22 protein-coding genes are annotated in these 21,469 nt (G+C 59.0%); 15 read left to right on the top strand and 7 right to left on the bottom strand.

What is annotated here, in order from left to right; translation table 11 throughout:
• The first annotated feature begins 147 nt into the window (after positions 1 to 147).
• Genes AC1DX6_RS16795 through AC1DX6_RS16785 form a run of 3 tightly spaced genes read left to right on the top strand, consistent with a single transcriptional unit; the run spans position 148 to position 1,044 of the window.
• Entirely contained in the window at positions 148 to 438 is a 291-nt protein-coding gene (locus AC1DX6_RS16795; RefSeq protein WP_477315236.1) for a hypothetical protein, read from the top strand.
• Positions 435 to 629 (top strand): hypothetical protein, encoded by a 195-nt coding sequence (locus AC1DX6_RS16790; RefSeq protein ID WP_477315234.1) that lies wholly within the window; start codon positions 435 to 437, stop codon positions 627 to 629. Before AC1DX6_RS16795 ends, AC1DX6_RS16790 begins: the two co-directional genes overlap by 4 nt.
• Position 630: 1 nt before the next feature.
• On the top strand, positions 631 to 1,044 hold the full coding sequence (locus AC1DX6_RS16785; RefSeq protein ID WP_477315232.1) for a response regulator: 414 nt from the start codon (positions 631 to 633) through the stop codon (positions 1,042 to 1,044).
• Between the two features lie 56 nt (positions 1,045 to 1,100).
• On the opposite strand, the gene AC1DX6_RS16780 is transcribed toward AC1DX6_RS16785, so the two are convergent.
• A complete protein-coding gene (locus AC1DX6_RS16780; protein WP_477315230.1) occupies positions 1,101 to 1,265 on the bottom strand; it encodes a hypothetical protein in 165 nt (54 codons plus the stop codon).
• A 281-nt stretch (positions 1,266 to 1,546) separates the two neighbouring features.
• On the opposite strand from AC1DX6_RS16780, the gene AC1DX6_RS16775 reads away from it, so the two are divergent.
• From AC1DX6_RS16775 to AC1DX6_RS16755, 5 genes are all read left to right on the top strand, one after another.
• Complete coding sequence (locus tag AC1DX6_RS16775; RefSeq protein ID WP_477315228.1) at positions 1,547 to 1,723, top strand: hypothetical protein; 177 nt, start codon at positions 1,547 to 1,549, stop codon at positions 1,721 to 1,723.
• 481 nt (positions 1,724 to 2,204) lie between these two features.
• On the top strand, positions 2,205 to 2,957 hold the full coding sequence (locus tag AC1DX6_RS16770) for a DUF4142 domain-containing protein (protein ID WP_477315226.1): 753 nt from the start codon (positions 2,205 to 2,207) through the stop codon (positions 2,955 to 2,957).
• 21 nt (positions 2,958 to 2,978) lie between these two features.
• On the top strand, positions 2,979 to 3,581 hold the full coding sequence (locus tag AC1DX6_RS16765) for a hypothetical protein (protein ID WP_477315224.1): 603 nt from the start codon (positions 2,979 to 2,981) through the stop codon (positions 3,579 to 3,581).
• Positions 3,582 to 3,872: 291 nt separating this feature from the next.
• A complete protein-coding gene (locus tag AC1DX6_RS16760) occupies positions 3,873 to 4,214 on the top strand; it encodes a response regulator (protein WP_477315222.1) in 342 nt (113 codons plus the stop codon).
• 28 nt (positions 4,215 to 4,242) lie between these two features.
• On the top strand, positions 4,243 to 6,267 hold the full coding sequence (locus AC1DX6_RS16755) for a sensor histidine kinase (RefSeq protein WP_477315220.1): 2,025 nt from the start codon (positions 4,243 to 4,245) through the stop codon (positions 6,265 to 6,267).
• 814 nt (positions 6,268 to 7,081) lie between these two features.
• Here the strand turns inward: AC1DX6_RS16755 and AC1DX6_RS16750 are convergent.
• Positions 7,082 to 9,073, bottom strand: coding sequence for an ABC transporter ATP-binding protein/permease (locus AC1DX6_RS16750; RefSeq protein ID WP_477315218.1), 1,992 nt, complete (start codon positions 9,071 to 9,073; stop codon positions 7,082 to 7,084).
• A gap of 172 nt (positions 9,074 to 9,245) precedes the next feature.
• Here AC1DX6_RS16750 and AC1DX6_RS16745 point away from each other — a divergent pair, with 172 nt between their 5' ends.
• Positions 9,246 to 9,971 carry a hypothetical protein gene (locus AC1DX6_RS16745; protein WP_477315216.1) on the top strand — a complete coding sequence of 242 codons (726 nt, stop codon included), beginning with the start codon at positions 9,246 to 9,248 and terminating at the stop codon, positions 9,969 to 9,971.
• Positions 9,972 to 10,023: 52 nt separating this feature from the next.
• Here AC1DX6_RS16745 and AC1DX6_RS16740 read toward each other — a convergent pair whose 3' ends face one another.
• Positions 10,024 to 10,239: a CsbD family protein gene (locus tag AC1DX6_RS16740; RefSeq protein ID WP_183445348.1), complete on the bottom strand. Its 216-nt coding sequence runs from the start codon at positions 10,237 to 10,239 to the stop codon at positions 10,024 to 10,026.
• A gap of 281 nt (positions 10,240 to 10,520) precedes the next feature.
• Here AC1DX6_RS16740 and AC1DX6_RS16735 point away from each other — a divergent pair, with 281 nt between their 5' ends.
• Complete coding sequence (locus AC1DX6_RS16735; protein WP_477315214.1) at positions 10,521 to 10,811, top strand: DUF982 domain-containing protein; 291 nt, start codon at positions 10,521 to 10,523, stop codon at positions 10,809 to 10,811.
• A gap of 188 nt (positions 10,812 to 10,999) precedes the next feature.
• Positions 11,000 to 13,114, top strand: coding sequence for a catalase (katE, locus tag AC1DX6_RS16730; RefSeq protein WP_477315212.1), 2,115 nt, complete (start codon positions 11,000 to 11,002; stop codon positions 13,112 to 13,114).
• Positions 13,115 to 13,233: 119 nt separating this feature from the next.
• On the opposite strand, the gene AC1DX6_RS16725 is transcribed toward katE, so the two are convergent.
• Together AC1DX6_RS16725 and AC1DX6_RS16720 are read right to left on the bottom strand one after the other, a co-directional pair.
• Complete coding sequence (locus AC1DX6_RS16725) at positions 13,234 to 13,497, bottom strand: hypothetical protein (RefSeq protein WP_477315210.1); 264 nt, start codon at positions 13,495 to 13,497, stop codon at positions 13,234 to 13,236.
• 50 nt (positions 13,498 to 13,547) lie between these two features.
• Positions 13,548 to 14,711, bottom strand: a complete 1,164-nt coding sequence (locus AC1DX6_RS16720) for an extracellular catalytic domain type 1 short-chain-length polyhydroxyalkanoate depolymerase (RefSeq protein WP_477315208.1) — start codon at positions 14,709 to 14,711, stop codon at positions 13,548 to 13,550.
• 234 nt (positions 14,712 to 14,945) lie between these two features.
• On the opposite strand from AC1DX6_RS16720, the gene AC1DX6_RS16715 reads away from it, so the two are divergent.
• The 3 genes from AC1DX6_RS16715 to AC1DX6_RS16705 all read left to right on the top strand — a co-directional run bounded on the left by AC1DX6_RS16715 (position 14,946) and on the right by AC1DX6_RS16705 (position 17,733).
• A complete protein-coding gene (locus AC1DX6_RS16715; RefSeq protein WP_477315206.1) occupies positions 14,946 to 15,428 on the top strand; it encodes a pyridoxamine 5'-phosphate oxidase family protein in 483 nt (160 codons plus the stop codon).
• Positions 15,429 to 15,567: 139 nt separating this feature from the next.
• Positions 15,568 to 16,551, top strand: a complete 984-nt coding sequence (locus AC1DX6_RS16710; protein WP_477316438.1) for a YihY/virulence factor BrkB family protein — start codon at positions 15,568 to 15,570, stop codon at positions 16,549 to 16,551.
• Between the two features lie 480 nt (positions 16,552 to 17,031).
• Entirely contained in the window at positions 17,032 to 17,733 is a 702-nt protein-coding gene (locus AC1DX6_RS16705) for a GNAT family N-acetyltransferase (RefSeq protein ID WP_477315204.1), read from the top strand.
• Here AC1DX6_RS16705 and AC1DX6_RS16700 read toward each other — a convergent pair.
• Positions 17,730 to 18,365: an outer membrane protein gene (locus tag AC1DX6_RS16700; RefSeq protein WP_477315202.1), complete on the bottom strand. Its 636-nt coding sequence runs from the start codon at positions 18,363 to 18,365 to the stop codon at positions 17,730 to 17,732. The two genes, AC1DX6_RS16705 and AC1DX6_RS16700, sit on opposite strands and share 4 nt — an antisense overlap.
• A 443-nt stretch (positions 18,366 to 18,808) precedes the next feature.
• Here AC1DX6_RS16700 and AC1DX6_RS16695 point away from each other — a divergent pair, with 443 nt between their 5' ends.
• The gene (locus AC1DX6_RS16695) at positions 18,809 to 19,786 is read left to right on the top strand and encodes an SDR family oxidoreductase (RefSeq protein ID WP_477315200.1); all 978 of its coding nucleotides are present in this window, start codon (positions 18,809 to 18,811) and stop codon (positions 19,784 to 19,786) included.
• A 189-nt stretch (positions 19,787 to 19,975) separates the two neighbouring features.
• Here AC1DX6_RS16695 and AC1DX6_RS16690 read toward each other — a convergent pair whose 3' ends face one another.
• Positions 19,976 to 21,238 (bottom strand): phospholipase D-like domain-containing protein, encoded by a 1,263-nt coding sequence (locus AC1DX6_RS16690; RefSeq protein WP_477315198.1) that lies wholly within the window; start codon positions 21,236 to 21,238, stop codon positions 19,976 to 19,978.
• Positions 21,239 to 21,469 lie beyond the last annotated feature (231 nt).

The following is a 21,469-nucleotide window of genomic DNA, read 5'->3' as shown; positions in this document are numbered from 1 at the left end:
TGGATCAACCACAGTCACATGATCATATTAGCAACTCTGCTAACTAATTGAAAAAATTATATAATTTGCAAATTATATTTGCTTTTTTCGATCGTCAAGCGCATACGTTGAACCGAGGGAAAACCCGTCTTTGGACAGGAGTTGACCATGAGTTATTCCAGCAGCCTTTGTGAGGACGCCAACAGAACTATCCTCCGATCGATATCCAAGATCGGGATTGTCAACATTCCCGTGACGGCGGCAGAAATTCTGGGACGCCACCAATGTGAAGCACTAAGCCAGGATGACGCCGAGCGACTGGTGCTTGGCTTGGCTGAGCTCCACTCAGCGGCCATTGAATTCGACCGAATGCCATCCAATGAGACCACATACGCCGGGGGTCTGCTTATTGAGATTGTGCAAGGCGATTTCGATGAAAGCTCGGAGGGCGAGCTATGAAATCGCGCCGCGAAAAAGTCCTCCTTGCCGAGGACCCCGGATACGATGCCGCCTTTTTCGCTAGCAGACATGGCTTAGCCCTACAGGCAGCCCGGGTCATTCTTGCAGCCAACGGACCCTCGCGCATCGCCTGCGATGCGGCGGCGAAAGCATTCCTGGTCGCCATTGCGACGCGCCGAAAAGCGAGATGAAATGAACAAGCACCAAGAGCGGCACGACATTTTTGTCGAGCAGCCGGAAGAGGTCGAGAAGACAGTGCCCGTCGTCCTTGTGCTCGAGGACGAGGTGTTCATAGGCATTGAACTCGAAGCAGCGTTGGCAGAGGGAGGTTTTGACGTCACGCTTGTGCATTCATGCACGGACGCGGCGGCGTGGTTGTCAGCTCATCGCCCGGAAGCTGCCATTCTGGATGTGCAACTGAGGGACGGGGACTGTGTTGGCATTGCGGAGACTTTGACCGCAAGCGGCATACCCTTCGCTCTTTATACGGGCGACACACTGGAAGGCGACTACGCAGCCCTGCAGCCGCGACATGTGATCTACAAACCTGCCAATGCACTCGACATCGTGGAAATCGTTCAGTCGATCGTTTTCAATCGCCTCTGAGGCCATCTCGAGATGAGGCTCTGGCGATCTCAGCTGGGTCTTTCACCAACGTTGGCCTAGCGTTTGCGCAGCAACTGTCGCGCTTCGCGCAAGATCGACGCGCGATCGAGCCCGATCAAAGATACAATTTCGCGAATTTGTTCCTCAGTAGCCCCTGACTCCCGCGCCAGCGCCCTAACGCCCTCGGGCGTCATTTCGGGCGGCTTCGTCTCTTCGGCCATCAGGACTGCACTCCCATCACAAACTAAAGTCTTCGGCGCCCATCAAGTTCCCGAATTCTTCGACTACATTCATTTGGCGCAGTGCCTGGGGTGACGCAGCTCGCGATTGTCGCCGAACTAATCGCCTGCTGCAGATGGTTCGGGTGCCGGGATGCAGCGACGCGCTTGGCGGTACTAGACCTTTGCCGCAAAAACCAGGCAGCTTGGGGAACAAAATCCGTGACCCGCAATTTAGGAACAGACGTCGACAACTGGTCGATAGCCGTTACCGGGAGGTTCAAATGGGTTTTTTCGGAAAGTTGTTTTCAGGGTCGGCGGGCAAGAAAGGGGTCGACAGCAAAACCGGCGACATGAGGAAGGCCACAGGAGCTGGACCTGCCATAGCCGCACACTCAAAGGATGCCAAATCGACCTCCCCCACGGGAAATAATCCGGCGGCTGCAGCGAAGAAGAAGTGAGCGATTCGGGCGCCATGGCGTTCGCATGGGCTCGTCCGCGTCTACAAAGTCGGGCGTCGCCACAAACGACGGTCGCTGTATTTTGGGATCGCCTGTGCCACTCAAAGCCTGTGGAGTGGCGCGTTTAAACACCACGGTACCTTTGGCGACGGATTGAACGTTGGGGCTGTCTGTTTCGCTCCAGGTGAGCCTGGCCAAGCGTTTCCCCTCTACCAGGCTGGCATCCCGGCCAACTTTCATCTTGTCCGCAATTGCCGGACAGAACACCCTATTTGGCGCAGTTGTTGGCGACGGTCCAGGGAAGTAGGTCGCGGGCATTCTTGCGATCCGCGCCAGGCGTCTCCAGCGAAAAACCGTCGTCGTCCTTGGCGACTCAGGCAGCCGCATTGCCAAATCGCTATATCGCTTTTCCGCCGGAACAAAGCCTGCGCACCGTGGTTACTCGTTCATCGCACAGTCGTGCAACAACGAGGACAAACTCATGAAAACACGTCACTTAATGGCCTGCTTGGCCACTGCCACTGCTATGGCTTTTGCTACGCCGGCCTTCACCGCTGAAAATGCGCAGGAGTTCGTCAACAAGGCTGCAGCCGGCGGAGTGTTCGAGGTCGAATCGAGCAAAATCGCTCAAGACAAAATCTCTGACCAGAGCGTCAAGGACTTCGCGCAAAAGATGATTGTTGATCATGGCGCGGCCAACGCCAAGCTGGAGTCAATTGCCGGTGAACAGAAGCTGAAGGTCCCCAGCGAGCTCGATCCTCAGCACAAGGCCGAATTGGACAAGCTTCAGTTATCCGAGGCACCGCTCGATCAGCCTTATGTCGAGGCGCAGCGCAGTGCCCATACTGACGCGGTTAGCCTGTTCGAGGCATATGCCAAGGACGGCGACAACGCCACACTCAAGTCTTTCGCGCAGGAGACGTTGCCGACCCTCAAGATGCACAAGGACATGATCGAGAAGATCGCGACTTCGACGGGCGCGAAGTCGACGGACACCACTTCGGCAACACCCGCCGTCACGACCAGTGAGACCAATCCATCAGCTCCGATCCCCGGCGCCAACAGCTTCACCGAAGAACAGGCGAAAAGCCGCATCCAGGACGCCGGCTATACCGACGTGTCGGCGCTGACCAAGGACGACCAGGGCATCTGGCGCGGCGAGGCCAGCAAGGATGGCAAGAGCGCAGCAGTTGCCCTCGATTACCAGGGCAACGTCGTTGCCGGTACGAACTGAAACAAGAAGGAGAACGACCCTATGAAAACGCTAACAGGGCTATTCGATGACTATGGCGACGCCAAGGATGCGGTGAGCGAACTGGAAGCGACGGGGATCCCCAATTCCGACATCAGCATTGTCGCCAACAATTCGAAGGACTGGTACGACAATGACACTTCCAAGGCATCTGAGGACGCCGCTGGTGGAGCTGGCCTTGGTGCACTGGTTGGCGGCGCCGGCGGATTGCTCACTGGGCTGGGCATTATGGCCATCCCGGGCGTCGGGCCGGTCGTGGCTGCTGGTTGGCTGGCGGCAACTGCCGCTGGCGCGGTGGCTGGTGCTGCCGTTGGTGGTGCCGCCGGCGGCATTGTCGGTGCACTAACGGATTCGGGCGTTCCTGAAACGGATGCTCATGTCTATGCCGAAGGCGTACGTCGCGGTGGAACTCTTGTGACCGCAAGAGTCGATGAAGAACTTGTACCGGACGCCGAACGAATTCTTGGACAATCCACTTCGGTGGACGTGGCCGACCGCCGCAGGAACTACCAGGCGGAAGGTTGGACCGGGTTCGACGCCGGCGCAGGCAACTACACCCAAGACGAGGTCGACACGGAGCGTGCGCGAGCCGCCAACCGGCTTTGATACATATGCCCCGCTGTCGTAAGGTGGCGGGGCATTTGCACCCCTAAGATATTGAGCAAACAGGCTCTTCCCTGCGCAAACCGCATCGAAGCCAGCCGCCGTCAGGGGAACGAATAATCCATCTGCGAATTGTTATCGTGCGCTGACCAACTTCAGGGGGGCCCCCAATGGGCCACGGCATCTTGCTTGGCTTCTTGGAATTCCAATCATCATTCTCATCATGCTTTTCGCTCGCTAGGATCACCTCTGAATTGAGGGCGATCGCAATTGGCACATGAAAGGCCCCTTAGAGTGCTTGTTGTCGAGGACGAAGCGCTCGTCGCGATGCTCATCGAAGACATGTTGATGGAGTTGGGATTTGAGGTTCTCGGCCCGGCGATGCGCCTTGAGAGCGCGCTAAAAATGGCAACAGACGAGAGTTTCGATCTCGCCGTCCTGGACGTAAATTTGGCAAATGAACAATCCTTTCCTGTAGCAAAAGTGCTCCAGGGCCGAGGCATCCCATTCCTTTTCGCCACTGGCTATGGTCTGCGAGGGCTGGATGAGCGTTACAAGCAAGTCGTGACGCTTCAAAAGCCATTCGAGTCGCACCAGCTTGCGGATGCAATTTATCATGTCCTTGCCTCCGACTAGAACGCTCACAACAGTGTGGGGGTAGAAGTTGCCTCGTCTGTCAGCTCGATTGTATCTGCTGGGCTTGATTACCGCCGTTGTCGTTCCAGTCTGGCTGTTTGCTGCCTATCTCCTTGCCCAATATGCTTTCAACGAACGGGCACGGTTCGAGAGCGAGGCTCTGCAGGTAGCTCGTCAAATGTCATTGGTGGTCGAAGGCGAAATCACCAACCTCGCTACAGTAGTTCAAGGCCTGTCCAAATCCTCCTCTATGGCTGGCGGCGACCTCATGGCCTTGCATGCGGAAGCAGCTCGCTTGGTACAGGGCACGCATCGCATCATCTTTCTGCGCGACCTGGGCCGGCAGCAACTGGTCAACACCCGGATACCCTATGGAACGGAGCTGCCGCCCGTCTCTCCACTGTCGACGCCGGATCTAGCCAAGCTCAAATCCAATCTGCCGATCGTCAGCGGCGTCTATGCCGTCTCGGGCGAATATCGGATCGCAGTCGCAGTTCCCGTGCGCGGCCCGAAAGGCGAAGACTGGCTTCTCGCCATATCGGTCCCGACGGCCGACATTCGCGACGTCATGATGCCGGCTGTGCCTGAAGGCTGGACGATTGGCGTCGGCGACCGCGAGGGCGCCTATGTGGCACGATCCTCGCTGCACGAGGAAATGACAGGCAAGCCGGGTTTGCCAGAATATCTGAAGAAGGTTGCAGGCCGCTCTGGCACGTTCACCTCGCGCAACTTTCAGGGCGTAACGCTGCTCGCCGGCTATTACCGGTCCGGTGCCTCCAACTGGTTCTACACTGCAAACGTGCCGCTCTCGGTCGTCCAGGCACCCTTCTGGCGATCTCTGGCTGCGATTGCCGCCCTCGCCCTTGTCGCGATGCTAATCTCTTCCGCACTCGCCTATGTCGTCGGCAAGGGGTTCGCCAAGGCGGCCCGCGATCTGGCGAACCGCGCCGATGCCTTGGGGCACGGCCGACCGGTCAAGGCCATGTCTACCGCGATCTCCGAGTTTGCAGTGATCGCTGACGCGCTTCTCGCCGCCGAGCGCGCACTGGCCGAACGCGAGTTCGAACTGCAAGCCGTTCTGGAGACAGCCCCAGCGGCAGTCTGGTTCACATATGATCCGCAAGCGCGCCAGGTAATACGCAATCGTTTTGCGGCCGAGCTCATGGGATTGCCTACCGACACACGCAAAACCTTCGGCGCTACCGACTTGGTCATCGACACGATCGCTTTGCAGGATGGGCACACCGTGAGCCGAGAAGATCGGCCGCTCAGCAGAGCAATGCGCGGGGAACAGACTGACAACCAGGAATTCGCCTACATCCTTCCGAATGGCGTTCAGCGCACACTTCTGTCAAGTGCGCGGCCAATCCGAGGTACCTCTGGCAAGGTTATCGGTGCGGTGCAGGTCAGCCTCGACATAAGTGAGCGCAAGCGCGGTGAAGAACAGCGCAAGCTTCTCGTCAATGAGCTCAACCACCGAGTCAAAAACACCTTGGCAGTCGTCCAGTCGATTGCGAGCCAAACCCTTCGCAATGCGACGAGTTTGCCTGAAGCAGGACAGGCGCTCGCAAGCAGGCTCGTGTCGCTCGCCAAGGCGCACGATATCCTGACGCAGGAGAACTGGAGCGGCGCCGACCTCAGGGAGGTCGTCACAGCGGCGCTTTCACCGCATGCAGATGCAGACCGGTTCCAACTCTCAGGAGACTCGGTGTGGCTTTCCCCCACGCTGGCGCTGTCGCTGTCATTGGGTTTCCACGAGCTGACTACCAATGCAATCAAATACGGGGCTCTCTCGGACAAGGACGGAACCGTCTCGATATGCTGGACCGTAAGCGGGCAAGCCGGGCAAAGGCGTGTTCGAATAGAATGGCGCGAGCTGGGCGGTCCGCCGGTTCCGGCTATTGAGCGGAAAGGGTTCGGCACACGCATGCTTGAAAGGCTTCTTGGGCCCGAGTCTGCAGGCAACGTCACCATCACGTTCGACCCGACCGGGCTGGTGTGCGCTTTTGACGTTGCCCTTGAAGAAACCAGAGGGACAGCCGCTGCTTCCTGAGCTCGGGGCGAAAATGTCCCCGCCTCGGAGGATCGAGCGCCGGCGGTGCTCCCGTAGCTCCCAGGGCAGGCTCAGTGCCGCTTCTGGCCGCGGCCTTTGGGCCTCCAAGCGCAACCGGGGGAGCAGCGAGGTTTTGTCAGCAGACGATGCGATCGGGTCGCAGACCACCTCCACGATCACTGCGCTGGTGTTATGGTGCACCGGCAGTCGTCAGCCGGCAAGGATATGAGGCATGGCGGCAGTCACCCGCCTTACATTTCTAGCGTTCACCGCCGTTGCGTCTGTCGCTGAACCGGCGTTTGCTGAGGGAGAAAATACCTCACGCCAATTGCAGGCGCTGATCGCAACCCATGAGACGGGCTATGCCGAGCTCCATAGGGTCCGTCGAGCTGGCAGCAGCTGGTACGACCGCAAGACAGCAGACCGATTTGAAGAACAAGCATTGCTGGCCATCCTATCCCGCGACCAGCAGAGGCGATCGCCGGACCAAAGCCCACTACCTGTTGACTGTCGAGGCACGGGGCGAACTCGACCTGGAAGAGCACATGCAGGCCATCTTGCACTCCATGATGCAGGGCTGATTGGCGTGAGTTGGCGCAGGCAGGCCGACCGGGCTTACGGAAGGTCCAAGCCTGCCCTGGAGGTCAAGCGGGTCGTAATTGAACTTTCGCTTTTGTACCCCAAGTGCGGACTTCCCAGGTGAAGGCGCGCTTGACTGCCTTGCTTCTCGAAGCGATCGTTGAACATTCTGCTCCGGATAGAGCACATGTTCCCGTGGACTTGCTTTTCAATTTTCTGTCCCGGCCATCACGGCCTACTTCATCTCACGCCGAGAACCAGAGCCCCACAAGGCGCGCGTGAGCAGGTTCCGTTTGCTTTTGAGCGGCACAAGCTCGATATCGCTGACAAGCTTGGCGCCGCCCTTGCGCCGCTCCAGTGTGATCTTGCGGCTGTGGAAGGCTTCCAACTCGGCGCGATGCGCCACGCTGATCATGGTGACCTTCGGCAGTTCGTGGACGAGCATCTCCATCATTTTGCCTTGGCTCTTCTCGTCGAGTGCCGAGGTTGCTTCATCCAGCACGACGATATCGGGGGCGTGCAGGAGGAGACGCGCGAAGGCGAGCCGCTGCTTTTCGCCGCCCGACAAGGTCTGGTCCCATGGTGCGTCTTCCTCGATCTTGGCGGCGAGATAGGCGAGGCCCACCTTGTCGAGGGCACCCCTGATCTCTTTGATCGACCAGTTGTCGGCGGCAGCGGGATAGGCGACGGCGCGGCGAAGCGTGCCTGAGGGAATGTATGGGCGCTGCGGCAGCATGAACAGCCGCCTGTCGGCATGGAAGTTTACGCTGCCGTCGCCCCATGGCCACAGGCCCGCGATGGCCCGCACCAGCGTCGACTTGCCCGAGCCGGATTCGCCGGCCACGAGCACGCGCTCGCCTGGGTCGATCGCGACCCCGGTTTCCTTGACTACGGCGGTGCCGTCGTCGAGCGTCACGGAGAGATTGTCCAGGCTGAGCATCGCCCCGTCTTCAGTTTCGCCTCGATTGATGCGTCCGAGCGCATCGCTCTGCTCGGCGCGCTCGAGCCCGTCGAGCGACATCATCAGCGAGGCGATACGCCGCGCGGAGGCGTTCCAGTCGGCAAGACGCGGGTAGTTGTCGACCAGCCATCCGAACGCGCCTTGCACGATGCCAAAGGCAGACGCTGCCTGCATGACCTGGCCGAGCGACATCGAGCCTTCTAGAAATTTTGGCGCGCAAAGCAAGATCGGCACGACCGGTGCAAACAGGCTCGACCCCTGCGACACCAGCGCGGTGCGCATGTGCTGGCCGGTCAGCAGCGCCCATTGCCTCAGCACATGGCCGAAATTCCTGTCGATGCCGCTGCGCTCCTCCTCCTCGCCGCCCAGCAAGGCGATGCTCTCGCCGTTTTCGCGCACGCGCGTCAGCGTGTAGCGCAGTTCGGCCTCCGCCTGGTTCTTCCGCTCGGAAAGGCGGACGAAATTGCGGCCGACGACCACCATCGAGGTGGAAGTGATGGCGGCATAGATGATCGCCGTGATGACCAGGAAGCCGGGAACGGTGACGCTCGACCCTCCGATCGGCAGGGTGAGCGCGCCGCCGATCGTCCACAGCACCACGATGAAGGTCGACGCCACGAGGAATGCGTTGAGGACACCGGCGATAAAATCGACGGGCGACTCGGTGGCGATGCGCAGATCCTCGGTCATGCGGGCCTCGGGGTTCTGGTGGTCGCCGCCGACGAGGTTCAGCTGGTAGTAGCGGCCGTTTGCCAGCCAGCGCGCGATAACCGTCGTAGTGAGCCAGGAACGCCAGCGTCGCTGGATCGTCATGCGCAGGTAGACTTGTGCAACGACAAGGCTGCCGCTACCGAGCACGAGCGGCACGAATACGGCGCTCAGGAAATAGACTGTGCGGGCATTGCGCTGCTCAATGGCGTCGAAAATCGAGCGGTGCCAGACATTGATCCCATACTGGAAGCCGATGTTGATGCAGATCAGCACCAACACCCCGATTGTGAACGGCCAGGCGAGCCTGTCGGCGCCGCGGCCCCAATAACCGCGTGCGCTGATCCAGAAACGCGTCAGCAGGTATTTCTTGCGCGCCTGCTCAGCCTCCTCGGGCGTCAGCTGCGGATCGGGCTCGACGGCATCCGGCGGCGGTGCGGCCTGGCCGTCCACCTCAGGCGCGGTTTGTATTGTCGATGCCGTTACCTGGCGCGCCTTATCGGCACCCCGTGGCTTGGCGCCGTTGGCCGGTTTCGGTTTGAGTTTAGGCTCGGACATCGGCCGACAACGGCTAGAAAATCAAAAGGTTTCATGATGTCTGCCCGAGATCCACTCCCAACAGAGCTAAGGCTCCCTCTGGTGCTTCGCACGAGCCTCGCCACCCGGCAGCATTACGGAACGAAATTAGAGCTGAACTATTGTTGAATGCGAACCAATCGAGAATGTTCGCATGCCAAAATTCAATGACGAGTGGAAGGTCGGGTCGCACGGTCGGCTTGAAAAACTCGACGACGGCCTGCTAACTGTTGCGGGCGAAATCCAAATGCCGTTGGGCAACTTTCCTCGGCGGATGACGGTGGTCAGACTCAGGGGACGGCGCACCGCTATCTGGAGCGCCATCCCGCTCGCCGAGCCCGAAATGCGAGAAATCGAAGCCCTTGGCGACCCCACCTTCCTTATCGTACCGGGCACAGCTCACCGGCTCGACATCAAGCCCTGGAAGCTGCGCTACCCCAAGGCGAAGGTTGTCTGCGCTCCTGGTGCGGTGGACGCCGTCGAGAAAGTCGTCAAAGTCGATGACACGGGAGATATCCTGAATGATCCCGCCGTCCGCCTTGAGCCAGTGCCAGGCGTTGCAGAGAAGGAGGCCTCGCTACTTGTACGCCGTGAGGGTGGTACGACCCTCGTTATCAACGACATACTCGCCAATGTGCGTCATCCGCATGGGATTGGAGCTCACATTCTGGCACGCGTGCTGGGCTTCGGTGTCAATCGGCCGCGGATACCGCGAGTTGGCAAATGGCTGTTTGTGAAGGACCGGAAGGCGCTCGCCGGGGCTTTCCGCAAATGGGCAAAAGAACCCGGACTCGCACGCGTCATCGTCAGCCACGGTGACGTGATCGTCGACGAACCGCGAAAGGCGCTCGAAAGGGTTGCAGCTGAGTTGGATCGTTGACCTGGATTCCTCGAAAAAGGGCCAGCGTAGATCCGCTGACCCTTCTTGAAGCTCACAGCTTCTTGTTGATGGCTGCCGCCGTCTTGTTTGTGGCGTCCTTGACTGCGGACTTCACGTCGCCAACAGCCTTCTGGACTTTGCCTTTTGCTTCCTGGGCTGCGCCCTCAGCTCTCAGCCTGTCATTGCCAACGGCCTTGCCGACGCCCTGCTTCACGTTGCCGGCTGCCTGGTTTGCAAGGCCAGCCGCTTTGTCGCTTGTGCTTCCCATGACGATGCGCGCTCCTTTTGGGGGTGATCAACTCATTCAGAACGCTGCGGAATCGGAGAGGTTCCTCCAAAGCTCAGATTGTGTGAGCGATTTAAGCGCCTCGGAACATGAGTGGTTTAGCCGGCTTCATGCCTGTTGGCCGACTTCACAAGAGCGCTGGCCGACTGGCGAGACTCGTTCCCAAGTCGGCTTTCGTTTCAACGATGCAACCAGGTTGGTCCTTCGGCGTTATTGCCCGTTCAAATGAAAACCACGCCCAGACGCATCCAGGGAACCAGGTCATGAGTAGATTTCTTCCTCTCAAAATCCGTTTTGTAGACGGAACCACGATGGTGGTTTCATCCATCCCAGATGCACAGAAAGCGCTGGCGTGCCAATGGCGGAACAAAGAGGCCGCAACATATCACGAAGCCGCTCGTCTGCTGGCAGCTGCGAAAGACGGAATTTGCAAGCCAGCAGTGGCCTTCGATGCTTTCAGGAACGCGGCTTCCAAACAGGGACTTCTCCAGCCGACCAAACCCAGCACGGCACTCGGTATGCTGGATGATTTGACGTTGCCGGTAGCCAGGTGACGGCCGATGGTGGGAAGCGGCGTTCGCCATCTGCCTTCTACCGGGAAACGGACCGATGAAGCGACCTCTGCAGATGACCTGAAGAGATCACCAGTATCGCCCCAGTTATTCGCCAAAAGGGCGGAACCGCTTGCAGGACGCAGCATTGTGAAGAGGTACAATCCCGCACCGTTCACAAGGAACATGCCATGGCCAAGTCGTCGCGCAACCCGAACGGCACACTTGCTGTCATTCACGATCAAAAGCTGATGCGGGGTGACGGCGGCGAACTTCACCAGACGGCCGAAGGCGATGTGCCCGTGCTGACCACCGCCCAGGGCGGGCCGGTGTCGGATGACCAGAATTCGCTGAAGATCGGCGCGCGCGGCCCGACCGTCCTCGAAGATTTTCATTTCCGCGAGAAGATCTTTCATTTCGACCACGAGCGCATACCCGAGCGCGTCGTCCATGCGCGTGGCTACGGCGCGCACGGCTATTTCGAAACCTATGAATCGCTGGCCAAATACACCCGCGCCGATATCTTCCAGCGCGCCGGCGAAAAGACGCCGGCCTTCGTGCGCTTCTCCACCGTCGCAGGCAGCAAGGGATCAGCCGATCTGGCGCGCGACGTCCGCGGGTTCGCCGTCAAGCTCTATACCCAGGAAGGCAACTGGGACATTGTCGGCAACAATATCCCGGTTTTCTTCATCCAGGACGCCATCAAGTTTCCCGACCTCGTCCATTCCGTCAAGGAAGAGCCAGATCGCGGCTTCCCGCAGGCGCAGTCGGCGCATGACAATTTCTGGGACTTCATCTCGCTCACGCCTGAAAGCATGCACATGATCATGTGGGTGATGTCGGATCGGGCCATCCCGCGGTCCTTGCGCTTCATGGAAGGCTTCGGCGTCCACACCTTCCGAATGGTCAATGCCAAGGACGAATCCACCTTTGTCAAATTTCACTGGAAGCCCAAGCTCGGCATGCAGTCGGTAGCCTGGAACGAGGCGGTGAAGATCAATGGCGCCGACCCGGATTTCCATCGCCGCGACCTGTGGGACTCGATCCAGGCCGGCAATTTTCCGGAGTGGGAGTTGCAGCTGCAACTGTTCGACCAGGCATTTGCCGATAGTTACGATTTCGACGTGCTCGACGCCACCAAGCTGATCCCCGAGGAGATCCTGGCGCCGGTCCCAGTCGGTCGCCTCGTGCTCGACCGCATGCCCGACAATTTCTTCGCCGAGACCGAACAGGTCGCGTTCATGACGCAGAATGTTCCACCCGGCATTGATTTTTCAAACGACCCTTTGCTTCAGGGCCGGAATTTTTCTTATCTCGACACACAGCTGAAGCGGCTCGGCGGGCCTAACTTCACGCATATTCCGATCAACGCGCCAAAGTGCCCGTTCCATCATTTCCAGCAGGATGGCCACATGGCCATGCGCAATCCGGTCGGACGCGTGAACTACCAGCCGAATTCCTTCGGCGAAGGGCCACGGGAGTCGCCCCAGCGCGGTTTCCGTTCCTTTGCCGAAGCCGAAGATGGTCCCAAACAGCGCATTCGCGCCGAGAGCTTTGCCGACCACTACAGCCAGGCCCGTCAGTTCTACATCAGCCAGACGACGACGGAGCAAGGTCACATAGCGGCCGCCTTGACCTTCGAACTGAGCAAGGTGAAGACGCCGGTCATTCGCGAACGGATGGTGTCGCACCTGCTCAATATCGATGACGGGCTCGCCATGAAGGTTGCTGCCGATCTCGGGCTGAAGGCGATGCCGAAACCCGCCGATGCGGCTGTTGCCACCCGCCACGACCTTGGTGCCGCGCCATCGCTCAGCATCCTGGAAAACAGTCCTCAGGAGTTCAAGGGCCGCAAGCTCGGGATCCTCGTCACCGACGGCACCGACGCAGCACTGCTCAAGGCCCTGACCTCGGCATTGGCCAAGGCCGGCGCCAGCTTCGAGATCATCGCTCCGAAGGTTGGCGGCGCCAAAGCCAGCGACGGCAGCTTGATCGAAGCGGACCAGATGCTCGCGGGCGCTCCATCTGTCCTCTACGACGCGGTGGCGCTGTTGGCCTCGCAGGCCGCCATCGCCAGTCTGGTGAAGGAATCCACCGCCCGTGATTTCGTCACCGACGCTTTCGCTCATTGCAAGTTCATCGGCTACACTGAAGCGGCAACGCCGCTTTTCGAGAAGGTCGGCATCGCGGACAGTCTCGACAAGGGTGTCATAGCCTTGTCCGGCCCGAAAGACGTCGCGGGCTTTCTTGGCGAGTTGGGCGCACTGCGCCTGTGGGATCGAGAGCCGAAGGTGAAAATGTCTTAGGCCCAGCCGCGCTGCCGCGTTCAGGTCCGGTCACAAAAAAGGCAGGTCCGCATTGGACCTCCCCTCCTCTAAGAAAACTGCCAGACTGTTGCGACGATGCAGTTTTTACCCGTTTGGATCTAAACGGGTTTGGGCGAAGTCGACGCGATTGACTGCCCGTCCCCCACGGTGTTTTCGTTCACCTGGAAGGCTTTGCCATGCAGCTTGGTGCGATTTCGCTTGCTGCTGGAATCCTTGGTTTGCGGCACTTGTGGCGGCGCTTGCGATCCGATCGGCTCTCCGTCTTCATCGCTGTTTTCGTTCACCTGGAAGGCTTTGCCGTGCAGCGTCGGCTTCTTGGTCAAGTCGTTTGTTTTGGGCTCTTGCGCCATTTCGACCTCCATTGCTGGAGCACAACTCCTGCCGTAGCGGCGAGTTCCAGTTTGCGTGCGGGCTAGCGCATCAATCCGGCGGCGCGCAGGGCATCCTCGATCACCTGGGTGATGCCGGCAGCCGAGCCACGCGCGTCAGGTCGCGGTGCTCCGGTGTTGTCTACGCGTGCCGCGCGCGGCTTTTCAGGGACGCTGTAAATCCTCAAGGCGGCGCCGGAGACAGGCGCCGCTGAGGCGGCGTCTTTTTTCGCACCGCCCCGCATAGCTGGCTTCGCGAGATCCCAGAAGCGAGCTATGTGGCGTGTCGAGGAAATCCCGACATCCAGCATGAACGTCCCCGCCCTGCCCAGGCCATCATCGCCGGCCGTCTTCAGTGGCGTGCCATGGCCCATGCCGGCCACGCTGTATTTTTCTATCAGCTCCCGGCCACCGCCGTCGCACCAGACCTGTCGTGTCTGGCCATCGACCGTCTCGACGCGCGTCGGGCTGATGCCTACGCCATGCACGCCTTGCCATTGCGCGACGATGGCATCCGCGTTGGATGGCACGACGGTGTTGTCGGCCGAGCCCTGCCAGACCGAAATCGTCGGCCAGGGACCCTCGTGTGACGAGGCCACTCGCAAGCGCCGTTGCAGTTCGGCCTTGGACGGCCCGCCGTGGCCACGCATGCGGTCGAAGGCTTCAGGGATGGTCGCCGCACTGCCGTAGGCCAGTCCGGCGACGATTGCGCCGCTGGCGAACACTTCCGGATAGGCCGCGAGCATCGCCGTCGCCATGGCGCCGCCGGCGGAAAGACCGGTGATGAAAATACGCCTGCGGTCAACACCATGGGTGACGACCACCGCCTCGATCATCTGGCGGATGGACAGCGCTTCGCCGCTGTCGCGCCTGATGTCTCCAGGGACGAACCAGTTGAAACAGAGATTGGCATTGTTGGCGCGCTGCTGCTCTGGGAAGAGGACTGCAAACCCCTGCTCCGCCGCGAGTTGCGACCAGCCGGAACCATGGTCATAAGCGGCTGCGCTCTGGGTACAGCCATGCAGGACCACGACCAGTGCTGCATCCTTCTGCAGGTTTGCGGGCACGTAGAGGCGTGCGCGCAAGGCGCCGGGGTTGGAACCGAACCCGGTCAGATCGGACAGCCGATCGTCATGGCGCTGCCCTGAAGCAACGAGGCGGCCGCGCATCGCGCTCAGCCGCGCGATCGTATCTGATATGTTTCGCAAATCGGTATCCTTGCTGTTCGAAAGCCCAAAGCGCGTGCTCACAACATCGTTGCTGCACTGCACAATGACAAGCTTACGCACGGTGAGCAGAAGGGTAGATCGGCCTCGACCGGCCTAACCAGCCCGTCCCGCCGGCCCGCACCCTCCGACTTCGGTGGATCTTTATGTTCTGATTGGGAACAGACATGGCTTGCGGTCGTTTGCCTTCTTTCGCCACGCTGAAAGGAAGTAAAGATGCCGACTCCTGCCGAACTCGAAGCCAAGTTTTGGAAGTCCCTGAAGTCCGATATGACGATGATGATCGGCATCGATGGTTCCAAGGCTGGGCCTCGTCCAATGACAGCACAGATAGAGGGCGACCAAAACGGCCCGATATGGTTCTTCACTGCCAAAGACACAGAGCTTGTCAAAGACGTGGCAGCCAGTAGCAAGGTAACGGCTACCTTCACATCCAAGGGCCACGATCTGTTCGCCACTGTGCGGGGGACGCTCTGGCTGGACAACGACCGCGCCGCGGTCGATCGGCTTTGGAACCGCTTCGTGGCTGCCTGGTTTGAAGGTGGGAAAGAGGATCCGAAGCTTGCGTTGTTGCGTTTCGATCCGCAGAACGCCGAGATTTGGCTCGATGGCTCGAGTGCGATTGCGGGGATCAAAATGCTTCTCGGGTTCGACCCCAAGGAAACCTACAAAGACAACGTCGCCAAAGTCGATCTGTAGGCGTCAACGCGCAACCTACCAGCTTCAGTTAGCACCGCTCTCAAACGACACGAAGGCTTCCAAGGCTGAACGGAACCATCATGCGATGGACGACAATCCCTCTTTGATCGATATCGAGGCGGCCAGTCGTGCCCAGGCAATGACGGAAGCCAGCGGGGCCACGCTTCGGTCGGAGCACGGAGATCGCGTGCGCGGAGCGGCGTGGCCATCGCAAATCCCGGCGCTCGGCTGGAAGGACATTTTCTGGCGACTGTGGGAAGAGTTCAACAAGGATCGGGTTCTGCTGGTCGCGGCCGGTGCCACCTTCTATCTCCTGCTCGCGCTGTTTCCGGCCCTGGCGGCATTCATTTCGATCTATGGTTTTGTCGCCGATCCAATCGCCGTCGCAGATCATGTGTCGTATCTGGGCGGACTGTTGCCGTCCGGGGGCCTCGACCTCATTCGTGATCAGTTGCATGCGCTTGCCACGCAGAAACCGGGCACTCTCGGGACTGGCTTTTTTGTCGGCCTGGCCATTGCGCTCTGGAGTGCCAACAGCGGTATGAAGGCCCTTTTCGATGCCATGAACATTGCCTACGAGGAGAGCGAGAAACGCAGCTTCATCACTCTGAACCTCATGTCGATCTTGTTCACGGTGGGAGCCTTGATCATCGGCATGGTGTTGTTGTTGACGGTCGGCGTCGTCCCCGCCCTGTTGCGCTTTTTCTACCTCGATGCCTGGACCGAAACGCTTATCGCGTTATCGCGATGGCCCGTTCTTGTGGTGGCAATGCTGACGGGGATTGCCTTGCTTTACCGCTTCGGGCCAAGCCGCGAACACGCCAAATGGCGATGGCTAAGCTGGGGGACCTTTTCCGCGACTGCAGTTTGGATCGCTGCATCTTGGCTGTTCTCGTTCTATCTCCAGCATTTCGCCAACTACAACGCTACCTACGGATCGCTCGGCGCGGTAGTCGGCTTGATGATGTGGACATGGATTTCCGTCATCATCCTCATCGCCGGCGCGGCAATCAATGCCGAGATGGAACACCAGACCGCGATCGACTCGACCACGGGTCCGGCGCTGCCCATGGGAGAGCGCGGTGCGGTCGTCGCTGACACTCTGGGTAAGGTTGCGGACTGACACCGCGTGCTTTCCCAGAAACATCCTTTCTAGCCCTCGGCCTTGAAGTTCTTGGCCTCCTCCTTGCCTTTGTCCTTCCCCAGCTCGGCAACTAGCCTGCTTCGGTGACACGTCGGTTGTCTCCGCGATGTGCATTGCCTCCTTATCGGAGATACGATTGTCCATCTTGCTTTTCTTGGAAGCCATTTCCCAATCTCCTTGTTTGCGCGGAGTAAACGGCTTAAGGCTCTGCCCGTTCCAGAGCCGCAGTTTGTCCCATCAGCCGCCCGCAATTGTAGCCTTCATTGTGATGTCGGCGGCTTCACCTCGCCCATTGGATGGTTACCTATCGAAGGCAGCCAACGGACGAACAGGCAGCACCCATTAGCCCGCCGATCAGGGATTGCCGGATCAGGGATTGCCCATCTTCTCCCCCGTTGCGGCTTGCGTCGATCTCGAATTCTTGGTCAGTGCATATTTAGATTGGGAGTGAGTCCGCAAATGCCCAAGATGCCTGTACATGGCCAGCGCATAGGCTTCCCGACAACAAACGCTGCTCCACGATCCATATTCGTCGACCGATCCGGTGAACATTGTCGGATCCGCACGTTGCGACCAGGCGAAGTGAACGAACGATTTACAAACTGGGTTGGCGATCCAGCCGTCGCTGCCGGGTTAAATATGCCCGCCACGACAATGGGCTTAGATTCGTTTCGCTCCTACATCGGCAGCTTTGACAACCTCCGGCGTAATTTGATGGCGATCCGCATGCTCGACGACGAGCCTATCGGATTGATCATGGCGGAGATCGACCAGAGGCACCGCATCGGATCGCTGCATCTTATCGTTGGAGACACTGCCCATCGACGGCTCCAAATTTCGTTCGAAGCAGTCACGCTCGTGATCTGGCACATGTTTGTTGAACGTGGGATGCAAAAAATGATGTTTGAGCCGCTCTCCCGCAATCAAGCGGCGGTTGCCGCATGCCGACTTGGAATGTTGAGGCAGGAGGGCGAATTGCGGTCTCACCGTCTAGACGCCAAGACAGGCGAAAGACTCGACCAACTGATCTTCGCGCTCACGATCGATGAATTCATGAGCCGAGTGCGTGCTGTCGCCAGACTTCCCAAATTCGAGGGGCCCGGACTGGCCAGAAATTTTGTGCGCGAAACTGCCAGATCTTTTGGGCGTGGAAAGGTCTAGAATCGATAGGCAATCCCAAAATTCAGGGTCCCAAACCGTGGTTTGAAATCAATCGAGTTCGCCACCTCAACCCTATCAAACAGATATTCGATGTATTCGGTTTTGAAAGACCATTGTGGAGCGAAGGCGTATTCAAAACCGGCGCCAAATGCGCCGCCGAAACGTGTTTTGTTTACGGTATTCGTGCCGCCCAAAAAGAAATCCGACGACGTATTGATGCGTGTAACCGCGACACCCGCCGTACCGTAGAGCAGCAACTGGTCCGAAGCTAGGAACCCTGCGCGCGCTCGAGCGGACGCGACCCAATCGAGATCGTAGGCATACGCATTTGTCTTGCCACCGAATATCGGATCTTCGGCCGTCTGTTCGTGGAAGCCGAGGTAGTCAAAACTCGCCACGCCGCCGTAAACAAACTGGCCGGACTGCCAATCATGGCCGACGAAAACGCCGCCGACGAACGCGTTGTCGTTGAAGTCCGAGCCGCTGACGACATTACCGCCGCTGAAGCCTGGATGCGAAAATCCCGCACCGATCTCAGCGCCGGCATAGTAGCCCGCCCAATTGCCATCTTGCGCCATCGCTGGCGCGACGACTGCACCGAAAGCAACCGATGCATAAAAGATCTTGAACATGAATCACCCCAACCGAAACCTACCTTACATGCAGGGTCTTAAAATGCTGTAGCAATACCATCACAGTTGCTCCCTCATCAGTCCGTGGCATTCGGCAAACTCCATGCAGTTGGGCCAGAACGCGAAAAGCCCGCGCCTCTGGCGGAGAGCGCGGGCTTCGATCGAGTTGCGGACCCGATCTTCGACAGATACCGAGGGGTCGTTATCTGCCGCCGATACGAACTCTTAGGACAAGCTAATGTTCCAACAAATCCAGCTGCCCGAGAATTCGATCAATCGCATTTGCTCGGCTGAGGCAGCGTCTTCGCATGGGAGCCTGCTTCGGACGAGATCGAGCAACCAGATATCATTGCTCTCAATTCCCAGCGGTGGAGATCATGAGCGGGCGGTGAAAACCTTTTTGCCCCATGTGCGTTGTCCCTTCGAACCGAAGGAGCCAATTCATGCTGACCAAAACGAAAACCGACACTTCCAAGGCAACGCAGACTCAACGTCGCGTGCAGCGCAAGGTCGACGCTGACGATCGTAGGAAGGCGCAATCACGACCGGATGGCGCCATGCAGGCTGGCGCGCGAAGATACCCCGAGCCACCCTTCCCGAAACAGCACCACCCCAAGCCGGGCGAGGAGTGGCAGATCAAGCCGCAGCCGCTCTACGACGCGCCGTTCTGGCAGGGTTCGCAGAAGCTCGAGGGCAAGGTGGCGCTGATCACCGGCGGTGATTCCGGCATTGGCCGCGCGGTCGCAGTCCTGTTTGCGCGCGAGGGCGCCGATATCGCTATCGTCTATTTGTCGGAGGACAGGGACGCGGAGGTGACCAAGCACGCCGTTGAGGCCGAAGGGCGACGTTGCCTGACGTTGCGTGGCGATGTCTCCCGCCGCGCCTTTTGTCGCCGGGCGGTAGCCGCAACGGTCAAGCAATTGGGTGGGCTCGACGTGCTGGTCAACAACGCCGCGTTTCAGGTGCATTCGGCCGAATTCGCGGACCTCACCGAAGAGCACTTCGACACCACGTTGAAGACCAATCTCTACGGCTATTTTCATATGGCGCAGGAAGCGATGGCACACATGAAGCCAGGCTCGGCCATCGTCAACACCGGTTCAGTCACCGGTATCGACGGCTCGAGGGAATTGGTCGACTACTCGATGACCAAGGGTGGCATCCACGCATTCACGCGGGCACTTTCCGGCAACCTCATCGCAAAAGGTATCCGCGTCAACGCCGTCGCACCGGGGCCGGTGTGGACTCCTCTTAACCCTTCCGAAAAAACTGCAGAGGACGTCGCGCAGTTTGGGGCAAAAACGCCCATGAAACGACCCGCCCAACCCGAGGAGATCGCGCCTGCGTATGTGTTTTTGGCCTCGTCGCAATGTTCGAGCTATATCACCGGCGAGATCCTGCCGATCATAGGCGGGTATTGAGCGAGCGACCCGGCGCAGGCAGAGACAGGTGCAACCTTGTGGTAGTCTCGGCTATAGCTGAGACTCGATGGGTAGGTGGCGGACCAGCGCCGCCAGGATACGGCGAAAAACTCCGGCTTCCGGTTCATGGGTGTAGTCCTGCAGCTTGCCTTCATCGCAGCCGTGCCAGTGCAGAACATTTCTTTTCAACTATAGCCGATAGCTCGCTTCCGGCGCTATCTCGGCTTGAAAACGCTGCCGCAGTTCAGCAACCAATTTCTCATCTTCAAACAGAACGCCCATTTCCGAATTCAACGACACTGACCGTGGATCAAAATTAAAGGAACCGACGAACCCGGTCTTGTCGTCGACGGTGAACGCTTTCGTGTGCAGGCTGGCACCCTTGGAGCCAAATACCGAGATCACCGGTTGACGGCTGAACGGCTGAAGCTCGAAAAGCTTGATGCCATTCCTGAGCAATCGCTTGCGGTAGTTTGCATAGGCACCGTGGACCGCAGCGACATCTGTAGCCGCCAGAGAATTGGTCAAAACCGAAACATCAACCCCTTTGCTGACCAGGTCCAGCAGTACGGCCGAACCCCTTCTGCCGGGAATGAAATAGGGGGATACAATTTCAAGGCAATTTCGCGCAGACTGAATGATGGGGAGCAACTCCTTCATCAGCCAGCTCCGACGCCTCCAGCCGCGAACCTTTTCTGGGGGATCGGAAATCACCCGAGCGCCTGCTGTCCAATGCACGTCATTGCTTGCCGCAATAAACTCGGCGATGGAAACCCGGTCCCCAATGGCATTCAGGAGTTTTGACTCGGTTTCGGCATCACTTTTTTCAAACAGAGTGGCAGGCAGGGCCTCGGTCACTGAACCGAGCGCGCCAATGGGTATTGCTTCCTTGCAAGCCCAGAACGCCTCAAAGATTTGCGCGGTTTGCTGCACCGCAGGCCCGAGCAGCAGGACGTCGAGGTCTCGGAAGTTGGTTTCGGCCGCATCGAAATAGGCATCGCCAACATTGCGTCCGCCGACAATAGCGATCGTTTCGTCCGCGATCCACGCCTTGTTGTGCATCCTCCGGGTCAAAGCAAAAAGTCGCAAAAGCACTTCCACGCCGCGCATGACGCTGGACCGTCTGATGCCACTTGGATTGAACAACTTCACTTCGATATTGGGATGATTGCTCAGCGCTAGATAGGTGGACTCGCTTCTGCACGGGTTGACGTCGTCAAGGAGCATGCGCACACGAACGCCGCGCTCAGCGGCCCGGAAAACCTCTTGAAGAAGCAGGCGACCGGTGTGGTCATCGTGCCAAAGGTAGTACATCAGGTCGAGAGTGCGAATGGCGCTTCTCGCCGCCAGAACGCGTATGGCGAAGGCGTCATAATTGTCCGGGACGAGCAGCAAGCCGCTCCGCCCAGCGGCGATATTGTCGTCAGCAATTCGCGAAACAGAAACGTCCATAAAAACTCGCACAGCCGCCGATCGGCACCGGCCTTTCTCAAAATCATAGCAAGAACCCTTCAGCCTCGATCTGGTTGCATCCCACCGCTTCTAGGAAAGCGCGAGCGGCCGCATCACACGCCTGGCGACCCTCAACGCGAGTGACTGAGTTCGCGACGTCACGGTAGAGAGTTGCCAGTGGGGTCACGCGGTTCAAGATGTCCCCGCCTGCTCGATCGAACAGGCATGGAA

It is taken from the genome of Mesorhizobium sp. P2_C4 (genome assembly GCF_056404575.1).
Note: the sequence above shows the minus strand (reverse complement) of the source record. Positions and strands in the feature narration are given on the sequence as shown.

Bases quoted from the DNA above. Each gene is read 5' to 3' on its own strand.
- AC1DX6_RS16795 (WP_477315236.1), top strand. From the start codon at position 148: ATGAGTTATTCCAGCAGCCTTTGTGAGGACGCCAACAGAACTATCCTC.
- AC1DX6_RS16790 (WP_477315234.1), top strand. From the start codon at position 435: ATGAAATCGCGCCGCGAAAAAGTCCTCCTTGCCGAGGACCCCGGATAC.
- AC1DX6_RS16785 (WP_477315232.1), top strand. From the start codon at position 631: ATGAACAAGCACCAAGAGCGGCACGACATTTTTGTCGAGCAGCCGGAA.
- AC1DX6_RS16780 (WP_477315230.1), bottom strand. From the start codon at position 1,265: ATGGCCGAAGAGACGAAGCCGCCCGAAATGACGCCCGAGGGCGTTAGG.
- AC1DX6_RS16775 (WP_477315228.1), top strand. From the start codon at position 1,547: ATGGGTTTTTTCGGAAAGTTGTTTTCAGGGTCGGCGGGCAAGAAAGGG.
- AC1DX6_RS16770 (WP_477315226.1), top strand. From the start codon at position 2,205: ATGAAAACACGTCACTTAATGGCCTGCTTGGCCACTGCCACTGCTATG.
- AC1DX6_RS16765 (WP_477315224.1), top strand. From the start codon at position 2,979: ATGAAAACGCTAACAGGGCTATTCGATGACTATGGCGACGCCAAGGAT.
- AC1DX6_RS16750 (WP_477315218.1), bottom strand. From the start codon at position 9,073: ATGTCCGAGCCTAAACTCAAACCGAAACCGGCCAACGGCGCCAAGCCA.
- AC1DX6_RS16745 (WP_477315216.1), top strand. From the start codon at position 9,246: ATGCCAAAATTCAATGACGAGTGGAAGGTCGGGTCGCACGGTCGGCTT.
- AC1DX6_RS16740 (WP_183445348.1), bottom strand. From the start codon at position 10,239: ATGGGAAGCACAAGCGACAAAGCGGCTGGCCTTGCAAACCAGGCAGCC.
- AC1DX6_RS16735 (WP_477315214.1), top strand. From the start codon at position 10,521: ATGAGTAGATTTCTTCCTCTCAAAATCCGTTTTGTAGACGGAACCACG.
- katE (WP_477315212.1), top strand. From the start codon at position 11,000: ATGGCCAAGTCGTCGCGCAACCCGAACGGCACACTTGCTGTCATTCAC.
- AC1DX6_RS16725 (WP_477315210.1), bottom strand. From the start codon at position 13,497: ATGGAGGTCGAAATGGCGCAAGAGCCCAAAACAAACGACTTGACCAAG.
- AC1DX6_RS16715 (WP_477315206.1), top strand. From the start codon at position 14,946: ATGCCGACTCCTGCCGAACTCGAAGCCAAGTTTTGGAAGTCCCTGAAG.
- AC1DX6_RS16710 (WP_477316438.1), top strand. From the start codon at position 15,568: ATGACGGAAGCCAGCGGGGCCACGCTTCGGTCGGAGCACGGAGATCGC.
- AC1DX6_RS16705 (WP_477315204.1), top strand. From the start codon at position 17,032: ATGCCCAAGATGCCTGTACATGGCCAGCGCATAGGCTTCCCGACAACA.
- AC1DX6_RS16700 (WP_477315202.1), bottom strand. From the start codon at position 18,365: ATGTTCAAGATCTTTTATGCATCGGTTGCTTTCGGTGCAGTCGTCGCG.
- AC1DX6_RS16695 (WP_477315200.1), top strand. From the start codon at position 18,809: ATGCTGACCAAAACGAAAACCGACACTTCCAAGGCAACGCAGACTCAA.
- AC1DX6_RS16690 (WP_477315198.1), bottom strand. From the start codon at position 21,238: ATGGACGTTTCTGTTTCGCGAATTGCTGACGACAATATCGCCGCTGGG.